At 73.2% G+C, this 12,486-nt stretch carries 12 protein-coding genes and 1 pseudogene; 10 read left to right on the top strand and 3 right to left on the bottom strand.

The window, feature by feature from the left end; translation table 11 throughout:
• Position 1 precedes the first annotated feature (1 nt).
• The 8 genes and pseudogenes from ACOJUI_RS14460 to ACOJUI_RS14495 all read left to right on the top strand — a co-directional run bounded on the left by ACOJUI_RS14460 (position 2) and on the right by ACOJUI_RS14495 (position 9,076).
• Positions 2–526, top strand: a complete 525-nt coding sequence (locus tag ACOJUI_RS14460) for an FHA domain-containing protein FhaB/FipA (protein ID WP_422115636.1) — start codon at positions 2–4, stop codon at positions 524–526.
• Between the two features lie 104 nt (positions 527–630).
• Positions 631–1,080 (top strand): annotated as a pseudogene (locus tag ACOJUI_RS14465) (PP2C family protein-serine/threonine phosphatase); the annotation flags it as partial.
• 802 nt (positions 1,081–1,882) lie between these two features.
• Positions 1,883–3,268: an FtsW/RodA/SpoVE family cell cycle protein gene (locus ACOJUI_RS14470; protein ID WP_422115637.1), complete on the top strand. Its 1,386-nt coding sequence runs from the start codon at positions 1,883–1,885 to the stop codon at positions 3,266–3,268.
• Entirely contained in the window at positions 3,265–4,710 is a 1,446-nt protein-coding gene (locus ACOJUI_RS14475) for a peptidoglycan D,D-transpeptidase FtsI family protein (protein WP_422117678.1), read from the top strand. Before ACOJUI_RS14470 ends, ACOJUI_RS14475 begins: the two co-directional genes overlap by 4 nt.
• A complete protein-coding gene (locus ACOJUI_RS14480) occupies positions 4,707–6,218 on the top strand; it encodes a serine/threonine-protein kinase (protein ID WP_422115638.1) in 1,512 nt (503 codons plus the stop codon). Before ACOJUI_RS14475 ends, ACOJUI_RS14480 begins: the two co-directional genes overlap by 4 nt.
• A complete protein-coding gene (gene pknB, locus ACOJUI_RS14485; RefSeq protein ID WP_422115639.1) occupies positions 6,215–8,119 on the top strand; it encodes a Stk1 family PASTA domain-containing Ser/Thr kinase in 1,905 nt (634 codons plus the stop codon). Before ACOJUI_RS14480 ends, pknB begins: the two co-directional genes overlap by 4 nt.
• On the top strand, positions 8,116–8,433 hold the full coding sequence (locus ACOJUI_RS14490) for a hypothetical protein (RefSeq protein WP_422115640.1): 318 nt from the start codon (positions 8,116–8,118) through the stop codon (positions 8,431–8,433). The genes pknB and ACOJUI_RS14490 overlap by 4 nt, the downstream gene beginning before the upstream one ends.
• Positions 8,426–9,076 carry an anthranilate synthase component II gene (locus tag ACOJUI_RS14495; RefSeq protein ID WP_422115641.1) on the top strand — a complete coding sequence of 217 codons (651 nt, stop codon included), beginning with the start codon at positions 8,426–8,428 and terminating at the stop codon, positions 9,074–9,076. Before ACOJUI_RS14490 ends, ACOJUI_RS14495 begins: the two co-directional genes overlap by 8 nt.
• Before the next feature lie 9 nt (positions 9,077–9,085).
• Here the strand turns inward: ACOJUI_RS14495 and ACOJUI_RS14500 are convergent, their stop codons facing one another.
• From ACOJUI_RS14500 to ACOJUI_RS14510, 3 genes are read right to left on the bottom strand one after another with little or no spacing between them, the layout of a single operon-like run.
• Positions 9,086–9,268, bottom strand: coding sequence for a hypothetical protein (locus ACOJUI_RS14500; protein WP_422115642.1), 183 nt, complete (start codon positions 9,266–9,268; stop codon positions 9,086–9,088).
• Positions 9,268–10,029 (bottom strand): class E sortase, encoded by a 762-nt coding sequence (locus ACOJUI_RS14505; protein ID WP_422115643.1) that lies wholly within the window; start codon positions 10,027–10,029, stop codon positions 9,268–9,270. Before ACOJUI_RS14505 ends, ACOJUI_RS14500 begins: the two co-directional genes overlap by 1 nt.
• The gene (locus ACOJUI_RS14510; RefSeq protein WP_422115644.1) at positions 10,026–10,772 is read right to left on the bottom strand and encodes a DUF881 domain-containing protein; all 747 of its coding nucleotides are present in this window, start codon (positions 10,770–10,772) and stop codon (positions 10,026–10,028) included. The genes ACOJUI_RS14505 and ACOJUI_RS14510 overlap by 4 nt, the downstream gene beginning before the upstream one ends.
• Positions 10,773–10,886: 114 nt before the next feature.
• Here ACOJUI_RS14510 and ACOJUI_RS14515 point away from each other — a divergent pair, with 114 nt between their 5' ends.
• Together ACOJUI_RS14515 and ACOJUI_RS14520 are read left to right on the top strand one after the other, a co-directional pair.
• Positions 10,887–11,342, top strand: coding sequence for a cell division protein CrgA (locus ACOJUI_RS14515; RefSeq protein ID WP_422115645.1), 456 nt, complete (start codon positions 10,887–10,889; stop codon positions 11,340–11,342).
• A 122-nt stretch (positions 11,343–11,464) separates the two neighbouring features.
• Complete coding sequence (locus ACOJUI_RS14520; RefSeq protein WP_422115646.1) at positions 11,465–12,403, top strand: LppM family (lipo)protein; 939 nt, start codon at positions 11,465–11,467, stop codon at positions 12,401–12,403.
• Positions 12,404–12,486: the final 83 nt, after the last annotated feature.

Raw genomic sequence — 12,486 nt, forward strand, 5'->3', positions numbered from 1 at the left:
GATGAGCGAACTGACCCTGGTCGCCCTGCGCCTGGGCCTCGTGCTGGCACTGTGGCTCTTCGTGATCGTCGTGGTCCTGGTGCTGCGCAACGACCTCTTCGGCACCACCGTGGTCTCCCGCGCCAGCCGTGATCCGCGCCGCGAGCAGCGCCCCGCCGCGGCGCCCCCGGGCGGTCCCGTCCCCAGCGGCGGTGATCCCGCCGCGCTGCGCACCGACCCGGAGGTCACCCAGGCGGCCATGGTCGTCACCGCCGGGCCCCTGCGCGGCACCTCCCTGACGCTGGGCTCCACCCCGATCCTGATCGGCCGCGCGCCCGAGTGCACCCTGGTGCTCGACGACGACTACGCCTCCAACCGCCATGCCCGGGTCTACGAGCGCGAGGGCGAGTGGATGGTGGAGGATCTGGGGTCCACCAACGGCACCCTGGTGTCGGGACGACGGATCGAGGGCGCCGTGCCCTTCCGGCCCGGGGCGCAGGTGCGGATCGGCCGCACCGAGATCGAGCTGAGACGAGGCCCACGATGAGCATTGCCCTGCGGTATGCCGCCCGCTCCGACGTCGGCCTCGTGCGGTCCAACAACCAGGACTCCGGCTACGCCGGCTCCCACCTGCTGGTGGTCGCCGACGGCATGGGCGGGCACGCCGGCGGCGACGTCGCCTCCTCGGTGGCGATCGGCCGCCTCGCCCGCCTCGACTCCGAGACCCCCGCCTCCGACATCGTCGCCTCCCTCGAGGAGACGGTGCTCGAGGCCAACCAGGAGATCCTGCGCCGGGCCCGCGACGAGCCGCAGCTGCGGGGCCTGGGCACCACCATCACCGCCCTGCTGCGCGCCGAGGGCAAGTTCGCCCTCGCCCACATCGGCGATTCCCGCGCCTATCTGCTGCGCGAGGACGAGACCACGCAGGTCACCAAGGACCACACCTTCGTCCAGCGCCTGCTCGACGAGGGCCGGCTCACCGAGGACGAGGCCGAGCGGCATCCGCAGCGCTCGGTGCTGATGCGGGTGCTCGGCGACGTCGACGCCGATCCGGAGCTGGACCTCTCCCTGCGGCCCGCCCATCCCGGGGACCGCTGGATGCTCTGCTCCGACGGGCTCTCGGGCCTGGTCTCGCTGGACACCATCGACGCCACCCTCAAGGAGATCGAGGATCCCGGGGAGTGCGCTGACGCGCTGGTGCAGCTGGCCCTCAAGGGCGGCGGCCCCGACAACATCACCTGCATCGTCGCCGACGTCATCGACCTCGACGCGCTGCCGCGGGGCCAGGAGCCCCCCTCCACCAGCCCGCAGATCGTGGGCTCGGCGGCGCGCAACCGCCATCAGCCGACGTCGGCCTCCGGGCCTGCCGCCAAGGCCGCGGCCCTGACCCGCGAGGAGCCCGAGGTCCCCTACGAGGACGAGGACTTCGCCGCCGAGGAGCCCCCGCGGCGCAGCCCCTGGCCGGCGCTCGCGGCCGTGCTGCTCCTGCTCGCCCTGCTGGGCGGGCTGCTGTGGGCCGGCTACGCCTGGTCCCAGCGCCAGTACTACGTCGGCACCGACGGCACCGACGTGGTGCTCTACCAGGGCCTCGCCCAGGACCTCGGCCCGCTGCGGATGTCCGAGCCCGTCGAGGTCACCGACATCGCGCTCGAGGACCTGCCCGAGGTGACCCGCCAGCAGGTGGAGAGCACCATCTCCGCCCCCGACCGGGCCACGGCCGAGCAGATCATCGACCGGCTCGAGCAGGCCGCCGCGGCGAACCAGCCGCCGCCCGCCGTCGCCCCCGCCCCTCCGACGCCGGCGGCGCCGGCGCGGAGGAGGAGGACGCCGCCGAGGAGATCGCGCCGCTGCCCTCCCGCACCGACCGCACGGCTACCCCGCCGAGCGAGGGCGAGGCGTCGTAGTGACCACGATCGTGTCCTACACCGCGCGTCCGCGCCGCCTGACCCAGGCGCTGCTGCTGGCGTTCGCGGTGGTCATCGGGGTCGGCGCCTACGCGCTGGTGGCGCTCGGGAGGTACGAGGAGCTGCCGGCGAACCTCGCGCAGGTGGCGATCGGCGCCGCCGTGCTCGCGCTCGCGCTGCAGGTCGCGGTGATGTGGCGCGCTCCGTACGCGGACCCGGTGATCCTGCCGGTGGTGGTGCTGCTGAACCTGCTGGGCATCTCCGTGATCGAGAGCGTCCATGCGGCCAACGACATCTACGGCATCCGCAGCTCCGCGAGCGCCGACCGGCAGCTGCTGTGGGCGGCGATCGGGGTGGTGCTGTGCATCGCGGTGCTGGTGCTCCTGCGCGATCACCGCCGGCTGCGCCGCTACACCTGGATCTTCGCGGTCAGCGGGGCGGTGCTGCTGCTGCTGCCGCTGGTCCCGGGCCTGGGCAGCGCCCGCAACGGCTCGCGGATCTGGATCTCGCTCGCTGGCTTCAGCTTCCAGCCCGCCGAGCTCGCCAAGATCGCCTTCGCCGTCTTCTTCGCCGGGTACCTGGTCTCCCGCCGCGACACCCTGGCGCTCGCGGGCCCCAAGGTGCTGGGCATCCACCTGCCGCGCTGGTCGGACTTCGGCCCCATCCTGGTGGCCTGGGGCTTCGCCATGGCGGTGCTGATCCTCCAGACCGACCTCGGCACCTCGCTGATGTTCTTCGGCCTGTTCGTGGTGATGCTGTACGTGGCCACCGACCGGCTCAGCTGGCTGATCATCGGGGCGGTGATGTTCCTGCCGCCGGCGGTGTTCGCGGCCACCCAGATGGGCCATGTGCGCACCCGCATCACGTGCTGGCTGGACCCGCTCTCGAGCGCCAACTTCTCCTCCTGCGAGCAGATCGGGCAGGGTCTGTTCGGCCTCGCCAACGGCGGGCTGACCGGGGCGGGGCTCGGCGAGGGCCGCCCCGACGTGGTGCCCCATGCGGAGTCCGACTTCATCTTCTCCTCCTTCGCCGAGGAGCTCGGCATGGTGGGCGCCTTCGCGCTGCTGCTGCTGTACCTGCTGCTGGTGCAGCGGGCGATCCGGGCGGCCGTCGGCATCTCCGACGGCTTCGGGACGCTGCTGGCCGGCGGCCTCGGCTTCGTGATCGCCCTGCAGGTGTTCGTGGTGGTCGGCGGGGTCACCCGGGTGATCCCCCTGACCGGTCTGACCCTGCCCTTCCTCGCCGCCGGCGGCAGCTCGCTGGTGTGCAACTGGATCATCGCCGGCATCCTGGTGCGGCTCTCCGACGCCGCCCGTCGGCCCGCCGCGCGCCAGGTCGCGGGCGCCCCCACCGCGCCCCGCCCGGCCTCGGAGGTGGTGGCATGAACCAGCCCCTGCGCCACGTCTGGCTGGTGGTCTGCGTGCTGTTCGCGCTGCTGTTCGGCTCCACCACCTACTTCCAGGTGGTCGCCCAGGCCCGGCTCAACGCCCACGGGCAGAACGACCGCACCCTTTACAACGAGTACGGCCGCCATCGCGGACCGATCGTGGTGGACGGCGAGGCGATCGCGAGCTCGCAGGAGTCGGGCGACACCTACGGCTACCTGCGCACCTATGACCCGGGCGCGATGTACGCGCCCGTGACCGGCTACTACTCGGTGGTGTACGGCTTCACCGGCATCGAGCGCGCGCTCAACGACACCCTCTCGGGGGAGGCCGACGCGCTGTTCTACCACCGCATCTCCGAGATCCTCTCCGGTGAGCAGGGGCAGGGCGCCACCGTGGAGCTCACCCTCGACGCCGCCACCCAGGAGGCCGCCTGGGAGGCCCTCGACGGCCGCCGCGGCTCCGTGGTGGCGCTGGACCCGGAGACCGGCGCGGTGCTGGCGATGGTTTCCGCCCCCAGCTTCGACCCCAACCGGCTCGCCTCCCATGACACCGGCGAGGTGCGCGAGGCGTGGACGGCGCTGAACGAGGACCCCGCGCGGCCGATGACCAACCGGGCCATCGGCGGGGACCTGTACCCGCCGGGATCGGCTTTCAAGCTGGTGGTCGCCGCCGCGGCCCTCGAGTCCGGCCGGTACACCGCCGAGTCCGAGATCCCCGGCCCGGGCACCTACCAGCTCCCGCAGTCGCAGTCGGTGATGAACAACCACGCCGCCGGCAACACCGAGCCCTGCGGCCCGGACGACCGCTCGAGCCTGGCCGAGGCGCTGCGGCAGTCCTGCAACACCTCCTTCGCGATGCTCGGCGTGGACCTGGGCGAGGAGCAGCTGCGCGAGACCGCCGCGGACTTCGGCTTCGGGCAGCGCCTGGAGATCCCCCAGTCGGTGACGCCGTCGCGGATCGGCGAGGACCTCGAGCCCTCCCAGCTGGCCACCACCGCGATCGGGCAGTACGAGACCCGGGTGACCCCGCTGCAGATGGCGATGGTCGCGGGTGCCTTCGCCAACGACGGCGTGGTGATGGAGCCGCAGCTGGTGCAGGCCGTGCGCACGGGCGACCTGTCGGCGATCGCTGAGCTCTCGCCGCGGGAGCTGGGACAGCCGCTGAGCGCCGCGAACGCCGCCCAGATGCGGCAGATGATGGTGGGCGTGGTGGAGGACGGCACCAGCTCGGCGGCGGCCATCGACGGCGTCGAGGTGGGCGGCAAGACCGGCACCGCGGAATGGGGCACGGGCCGCACGGCGCACTCCTGGTACGTCGGGTACGGGCAGCAGGATGAGCAGAAGGTCGCGGTCGCGGTCGTGGTGGAAGAGGGCGGATACGGGTCGCGCACCGCGGCACCGATCGCCAAGGACGTGATGGAAGCGGTGATCCGGCGATGAGGACCGAACCAGGACTCGTGCTCGAAGGACGCTACGAGCTGACGAGCCTGATCGCCACCGGCGGGATGGGCCAGGTCTGGAAGGGACAGGACCGCGAGCTCCGGCGCGAGGTGGCGATCAAGGTGCTGCGCGAGGAGTACGCCGGCGACGAGGGCTTCCTCAAGCGCTTCCGCGCCGAGGCCCGCCACACCGCGGCCCTCTCCCACGAGGGCATCGCGGCGCTGTACGACTACGGCGAGCTCGACGGCCGCGCCTACATCGTGATGGAGCTGTGCCCGGGGCGCCCGCTCTCGGACATCATCGAGGAGAACCCCGGCGGGCTGCCGGAGAAGCGGGTCGTCTCGGTGCTCATCGAGCTGGCCCGGGCGCTGGACGCCGCGCACTCCAAGGGCGTGGTCCACCGCGATGTGAAGCCCGAGAACGTGCTGGTCGACGAGGCGCACGACTGGGCCATGAAGATCACCGACTTCGGGATCGCGCGCAGCAAGGACCAGGCGCGGCTGACCAAGACCGGGCTGGTGATGGGCACCGCCCAGTACCTCTCCCCCGAGCAGGCGATGGGCAAGCAGGCCACCTCCCTCTCGGACATCTACGCCCTCGGCATCGTGGCGTACGAGATGCTGGTGGGCAAGCGCCCCTTCACCGGCTCCAGCCAGGTGGAGATCGCGATGGCGCAGGTCAAGCAGCAGCCGCCGGAGCTGCCCGAGACGATCACCGGCGATCTGCGCCGCCTGGTGATGATGATGCTCGCCAAGGCGCCCGCCAACCGGCCGCGCTCGGCGGCGGCCGTGGCCCGGATCCTCGAGGCGATCCAGCGCGGCATCCCCCCGCGCTTCACCACCGGCGCGATCCCGGTGACTCGTGTCGAGGACCACGACTGGACCGGGGAGAACCGGGTCCGGCCGGGCGGCTCCGCGGACGAGGAGCAGCGCCGGGGCACCTCCCCCACCGGCACCCGCACCGCCGCGATGCCGCTGCCGCTGTCCGGACGCGGCCGCGGGATCCGGCATCGCTCCGGCGGCTCCGGGCCCTCGGCGCTGTCGGCCGCCTCGGCGGGCTCCGCGCCGCGGCGCTCGCTGCCCTCCTCCTCGCGCTCGGCGCCCTCGGCCCGCTCGGCGGCGTCCCCCGCGCCGCCGCCCGGCAGCGGCTTCGCGGAGGCGGGCCGGACGGCCGACGGTGCGACCCGGGCGGGCGACAGGCCCGAGCGGGCCTTCACCGCGCGTGCCTTCGACGACGTGGACACCGCCACCTCCTCGCGGACGGTGCGCGGCACCACCACGGGGCGGCGGGTCGGCCGGCTCTCCGTGCCGGGGCTGGTGCTGCTGCTCCTGGTGATCGTCGCGATCGCCGCGGCGGTGGCCGGCGGACTGGGGCTGCTGCCCCTCGGCGCCCTGGCCCCCGAGCAGCTCGCCGGGGTCGTCGAGGTCACCTCGGGCGGCCCGGAGCCAGCACGTACGATGGTCGAATCGGTCGGTGTCGGCCACGGCACGAGGACGGGTGTGGAGTGAGCGAAGAGAACGTGGTCCTGGGCGGCCGCTACCGGCTGGGCAGGGTCCTCGGGACCGGCGGGATGGCCGAGGTCTTCCTCGCCGAGGACACCCGTCTGCACCGCACGGTCGCCGTCAAGGTGCTGCGCTCGGACCTGGCCCGGGACGCGAACTTCCAGGAGCGGTTCCGCCGCGAGGCGCACAGCGCCGCCTCGCTGAACCATCCCTCGATCGTCGCGGTCTACGACACCGGCGAGGAGCACCAGCGGACCATCACCGGGGTCGAGGTCACGATCCCCTACATCGTGATGGAGTACGTCCAGGGCGACACCCTGCGCGAGCACATCGATCCCGAGCACCCCATGGACGCCCACCAGGCCGGCGAGATCATGGCCGCGCTGCTGAGCGCGCTGGAGTACTCCCACCGCGCCGGCATCGTCCACCGCGACATCAAGCCCGGCAACATCATGATCAACCAGGCCGGCGCGGTGAAGGTGATGGACTTCGGCATCGCCCGCGCGATCGCCGACGCCACCAGCGCGATGACCGCGACCCAGGCCGTCATGGGCACCGCCCAGTACCTCTCCCCCGAGCAGGCGCGCGGCCAGCTGGTCGACGCCCGCTCCGACATCTACTCCGCGGCCTGCGTGATGTACGAGATGCTCACCGGGCGCCCGCCGTTCACCGGCGACACCCCGGTCTCGATCGCGTACCAGCACGTGCGCGAGGAGCCCCAGCCGCCGTCGGCCTTCAATCCGGCCATCACCCGCGCCCTGGACGCGGTGATCCTCACCGGTCTGGCCAAGGACCGCGAGCAGCGCTACCCCAGCGCCGTCGCCTTCTCCCGCGACATCGCCACCGCGGTCGCCGGCCGGGCCCCCACCCTGGTCCAGGGCGCGGTGCTCGCGGGCGACGACCCCGAGTCCACCACCGTGCTGAGCCCGATCGACGACGCCACCGAGGCGCTGCCGGCCATGGCCGGCGCCGCGGCGGCCGCTCCGGCGCTCGCCCAGAACTGGAGCGGCAGCTCCGCCCCCAGCCCGGCCACCGGCCCGCTCGCCCTGCGTCCGGCCGACGAGGTCGAGCCGGAGGAGAAGCGCAGGAAGCCCTGGTGGCTCATCATCCTGGTGATCCTCGCCGTGCTCGCCCTGATCGGCGCGGCGCTGGCCTACTTCCAGCCGTGGGACGACGGCGGTCCGGAGCTCGTGCAGGTCCCCGAGGTGGTCGGCCAGAGCGAGGAGGACGCCCGCACGGCGCTGTCCGAGGTGGGCCTGGAGCCCACCTTCGAGCAGGTCGAGTCCGCGGACGTCGAGGAGGGGCTGGTCATCGAGACCGACCCGCCGGCGGGCCAGGAGGTGCCCGCCGGGAGCGCGGTGGCGGTGACCGTCTCGGCCGGTCCGGAACCGGTCACTGTTCCCGAGATCGTGGGTCAGTCCCGCGAGGATGCGGAACAGCTGCTCGAGGATGCCGGGCTGGTGCCCCGCTATGTGGGCAGCGAGGACAAGAAGCAGACCGAGCAGGGCGTGATCACCCGCTCCGCGCCGGCCGCGAACAGCAGCGCGCAACGCGGCGACGAGGTCGAGATCTGGGACGCCACCGGCACCTTCAAGGTGCCGGACGTCACCGGGACGAGCCTCGAGAGCGCCACGACGACTCTCGTGGACATCGGCTTCACGGTCGAGCACAGCGAGCGACAGGACGGCGCGGAGGAGCCCGGCACCGTCCTCGAGCAGACGCCCGCGGACGGCTCCGCGGACATCGGCTCCACGATCCGCCTGATCGTCGCCGCCCCGGAGGGCCCGCTGACCATCCCCAACGTCGCCGGACAGCCGCTGGCGGAAGCCCAGCAGGCCCTCACCGAGGCCGGCTTCGGGCACACCCCGCGCGCGAGCACTCCGACACCGTGGAGGAGGGCCGCGTGATCCGCACCGACCCCGCCGCCAACGAGCAGGTCGAGCGCGGCACCACGATCACCATCGTGGTCTCCGACGGTCCCGCCCCGGCCCCGAGCCCGACCCCCACCCCGAGCGAAGAGCCGCCCGCCAGCGAGCCGCCCGCGGAGGAGGAGCCCAGCGAGGAGCCCAGCGAGGACCCCGGCACCGGGGATGACAGCGCCCAGGGCGGCGAGGGCAGCGGGAACGGCAACGGCAACGGGAACGGGAACGGCAACGGGAACGGGAACGGGAACGGGAACGCGAACGGCCGGGGCAATGGAGGCGGGAACGGCAATGACTGAGCGCGCACGGATCCTGGTGGTCGACAACTACGACAGCTTCGTCTACACGATCGTCGGCTACCTGCAGCAGATGGGCGCCGAGACGGTCGTGGTGCGCAACGACGAGGTGCCCGCCGATGCGTCGGGGGCCGTGGACCTCAGCGGCTACGACGGCGTGCTGATCTCCCCCGGTCCCGGCACGCCCACCACGGCCGGGCGCTCCCTCGAGGTGATCGGTCGTTGCGCCGAGCAGGAGCTGCCGATGCTCGGGGTGTGCCTGGGCCATCAGGCGCTCGGACAGTACTTCGGCGCCACCGTCGACCACGCCCCGCAGCTCATGCACGGGCGCACCAGCGAGCTCACCCATGACGGGCGCAGCGTCTTCGCCGGCGCCCCCTCCCCGATGATCGCGACCCGCTACCACTCGCTGACGGTGGTGCCGGAGACGATCCCCGAGGTGCTCGAGGTGACCGCCCGGACCGCGGACGGGATGGTGATGGGCCTGGCCCACCACGAGCTGCCGCTGCACGGCGTGCAGTTCCACCCCGAGTCGGTGCTCACCGAGAACGGGCACCTGATGCTGGCCCGGTTCCTCGAGCTGTGCGACGGGATCGACGCCCTCGAGCGCTCGGCGGGGCTGAAGCCCCTCATGACCGCGGGCTGACCGGCCCCGTCACCGCGGCGGCGCCGTCACCGCGGCGGCGCCCACCGGCGCGTCGTCGAAGGGCAGATGGGGCGCGATCGCCGGGAACACCCAGCCGAACAGCACCACCACGATCCCCGCGAGCACGACGGCCGCGATCAGCACCCGGGCCCACAGCGGGCCGGGCAGGCGGCGGAACAGCCAGGCGTACATCAGCGCCCCTCCCCGGCGGCGGCGCCCGCCGCGGTCGCGAGGGCCTCGGGGATCCCGTCGGCCCGGTCCGTCCAGTAGGCGAACTCGGCGTGGACGATGTAGCGCTCCCGGGCCGAGAACATCGGATGGCAGGCGGTCAGGGTCAGCATCCGCGCGGTGGGCTCGACGCCGGGCCGCCCCGGCGTCGGCGCGATCACCTCGACGTCGCTCGGCTGGACGATCAGTGCCTCGGTGACCTCGTAGACGTAGAAGGCCTCGGCGGTCTCGACCACGATCGGGTCCCCCGGCTCGAGCCGGGCGATGTCCTCGAAGACCCGCCCGTAGGTGTTGCGGTGCCCGGCCGCCGAGAAGTTGCCGACCTGTCCCGGCAGGGCGGTCTGCGGGTAGTGCCCGGCGCCCTTGACGTCGAGCACGTCGGCGAGGCCGACGCCCTCCGCGAGCGGGAACTCGACGCGGTCGAAGGCGGGCACGTGCATCGTGCCGAAGACCATGGTCTCGCCGGCCACCTCCGGCACCGGCGGCGGGCCGTCCTGGCGGGGTGCCACGCGCTCGCCGTCGACCTCCCCCCAGTCCTGCTGGAGGGACTGCACGATGCCGGTCTGCTCGCGGTCGGCGATCACGTCGGTCCACCACAGCTGCCACACCAGGAACAGCAGCAGCAGGACGCCGGCGGTGAGCAGCAGCTCCCCGAGCACACCCGCGACGCCGCCGAGCCCTGCGCGCCGCGAGGCGCCGCGCCGACGGGGCGGGGTCCGGCTCATGCGGCGTCCGCGACGGTCGCGGCGTCGAGCGTGAGGGAGCCGACGAAGGCGGGCAGCGTCGTCGTCCCGACCGTCTCGACCTTCTCGCCCAGCCCCACATGGTCCACCCACTCCCGATAGACCTGGACGCCGGGATCCGCGTCGAGCGCGGCGCTCATCTCCTCGACCGGACCGATCACGGTGATCACGAAGGGCGGGGAGTAGACCCGGCCCTCGAGCAGCAGGGTGTTGCCGGCGCAGCGGAAGGCGCTGCCGTTGACCACGCGCTGGTCCTGCAGCATCATCGCCTCGGCCCCGCCCGCCCACAGCGCGTTGATGTAGGACTCGAGGTCCTGCTGATGGACCACCAGGTCGTTGGCGTCGGCGTTCGGGATCGATCCCTGCGCGCTGCTGGGGGCGTCGGTGAGGGTGACCCGCAGCGCCGGTCCGGAGACCTCGCTGAGGCCGACGGCCTGGGCGACCTGCTCGGTGCTCTCGGCCGTCGCCGCCCCGTCGCCCTGACCGCGCAGCTGCTCGATCTCGGCCCGCTTCTGCGCGTTCTCCTCGGCGAGCAGCTCGATGGTGCGGCCGCGGTCGGCGAGCACCCCGGCGACGTCGCTGCTCTCGTCGCGGATGGAGCCCCCGGCCGAGAGGCGGGCGGTGGTCGCGAACAGCAGCCCGCAGAGCACCATCACCAGCACCACGCCGATCCGGCCCCGGCGGCGCGAGGTCGCGGGGACGGGGTCGATGCCCTCGGCGTCCATGGCCGCTCCTCACTTCGCACCCTCGGTCGACGCCCATTACCCTAGGCCACAGTCCGCAGCCGCGGGCTCGTGCGGATCTTCCGCACGTCGGGCCGCGTCGAGGAGCACCGTTTCATGGCCAGGAGCAGGAAGAAGCCGTCCGCCGGGGCGGCGTCGAACGCGAAGGCCACCCGGGCGACGGACGAACCGAGCGCCGGCGACGCGCTCGCGAAGGACCCGGTCGCCAGGAAGGCCGCGGGTGCGGCTGGGGCGACGCCGAGCCGGAAGACCCCGACGACCCCGGGCGGCGATGTCACCGAGCAGGCGAAGGACTCCACCCGGTCCACCTCGGCGAGGAAGGCGGCCGCCGCGGAGAGCGCCCGCACCACCGGTCGTCGGGTCGCGGCCGCCGGGCAGAACCCCGCCTGGCTCGCCCCCACCGCGGTCACCCTGCTCATCATCGGGCTGCTCTACCTGGTCACCTACTACCTGTCGAGCGGCATGCTGCCCCTGCCCATCGGGGACTGGAACCTCGCCGTCGGCTTCGGCGTGCTGATGGTCGGCGGCGGCATCCTCATGTTCTGGAAGTAGCCGTCGCCCGGCCGACGCATGGGGAGTTCTCCCCACCGCGCGCCGGCGCCCGCCCGAGTACCCTGGCCAGGACCACTTCCGCGGCGTCACCGGACGCCCGCGCACGACCCGACAGGGGCACCATGACCAGCATCTCGACGCGGCGCCGACTCGCCGCCCTCCTCCTGCTGCCCTTCCTGATGGTGCTCGCAGGATGCGGGAAGTTCCATGCCGACATGGAGATCCAGGACGTCGACACCATCAACGTCTCCTACGACTTCGCGGTGGACGCCGAGTTCCTCGAGGGCATCTACGACTCCGCGGAGGATCTCTGCACGGACGCGCAGGGCGAGCTCGGGGTCAGCGGCGAGGCCGCCCCCACCGTCGAGCCGTACGAGGAGGGCGGGCAGCTGGGCTGCCGCGTCACCGGCGTGATGAGCAGCGACAACTTCGGCACCGGTGTCGAGCTCACCGAGCAGGACGGCGAGTTCCACCTGGTCATGTCCTCCGGCGAGGAGGTCGACGACGTCACCGGCGGGATGGGTGCCGGCGGCCTCGGCATCGACTTCCGGATGACCTTCACCTTCCCCGGCGCGATCATCGAGTCCTCCGGCGGCCAGATCGACGGCAACTCCGTCACCTTCACCGACATCGACGAGTTCGCCCAGGGCGTCGACATCCGCGCCGAGGCCGGCGGCTTCCCCTGGATCGTCGTCGTGCTGGTGGTGCTGGTGCTCGGCTTCCTGCTGCTGCTCCTGCTGGCGGCGGTGGCCTTCTTCGTGATCCGCGCGCGCCGCGGCAAGGGCCGCTCCGGCCCCGCCGGGATGCCCGGCGGCTACTCCGGCGCCACCGCCGTGCCCCCGGCCGGCCCGGCGGCGCCGCAGGGCCCGCAGTGGGGCCAGGCCTCCCCGCCGCCCGCGCCGCAGCCCGGCGGGCAGCAGTGGGGCCAGGCCTCCCCGCCGCCCGCACCGCAGCCCGGCGGGCAGCCGTGGACGCAGCCCGGCGGGCCGCAGGATCAGGCCGGCCGGCCCTGGGACCGGCCCGGCGAGGACGGTCGGCCGCCGCAGCCCCCGAGCTGGTGACGGTCCCGGCCGGCCGGCCGACCGCCCTGTGAGCAGGGTCATGGCCCGCGGATTGGCGCCGATCCGGGAGGGCCGTTAGAGTA

Origin of the sequence: Brachybacterium sp. UNK5269, from assembly GCF_049266655.1 — a bacterium.
GTDB lineage: Bacteria > Actinomycetota > Actinomycetes > Actinomycetales > Dermabacteraceae > Brachybacterium.

Excerpts from the sequence above, each read along its gene's own strand:
- ACOJUI_RS14460 (WP_422115636.1), top strand. The coding sequence starts at position 2 with ATGAGCGAACTGACCCTGGTCGCCCTGCGCCTGGGCCTCGTGCTGGCA.
- ACOJUI_RS14475 (WP_422117678.1), top strand. The coding sequence starts at position 3,265 with ATGAACCAGCCCCTGCGCCACGTCTGGCTGGTGGTCTGCGTGCTGTTC.
- ACOJUI_RS14480 (WP_422115638.1), top strand. The coding sequence starts at position 4,707 with ATGAGGACCGAACCAGGACTCGTGCTCGAAGGACGCTACGAGCTGACG.
- ACOJUI_RS14495 (WP_422115641.1), top strand. The coding sequence starts at position 8,426 with ATGACTGAGCGCGCACGGATCCTGGTGGTCGACAACTACGACAGCTTC.
- ACOJUI_RS14500 (WP_422115642.1), bottom strand. The coding sequence starts at position 9,268 with ATGTACGCCTGGCTGTTCCGCCGCCTGCCCGGCCCGCTGTGGGCCCGG.
- ACOJUI_RS14505 (WP_422115643.1), bottom strand. The coding sequence starts at position 10,029 with ATGAGCCGGACCCCGCCCCGTCGGCGCGGCGCCTCGCGGCGCGCAGGG.
- ACOJUI_RS14510 (WP_422115644.1), bottom strand. The coding sequence starts at position 10,772 with ATGGACGCCGAGGGCATCGACCCCGTCCCCGCGACCTCGCGCCGCCGG.
- ACOJUI_RS14515 (WP_422115645.1), top strand. The coding sequence starts at position 10,887 with ATGGCCAGGAGCAGGAAGAAGCCGTCCGCCGGGGCGGCGTCGAACGCG.
- ACOJUI_RS14520 (WP_422115646.1), top strand. The coding sequence starts at position 11,465 with ATGACCAGCATCTCGACGCGGCGCCGACTCGCCGCCCTCCTCCTGCTG.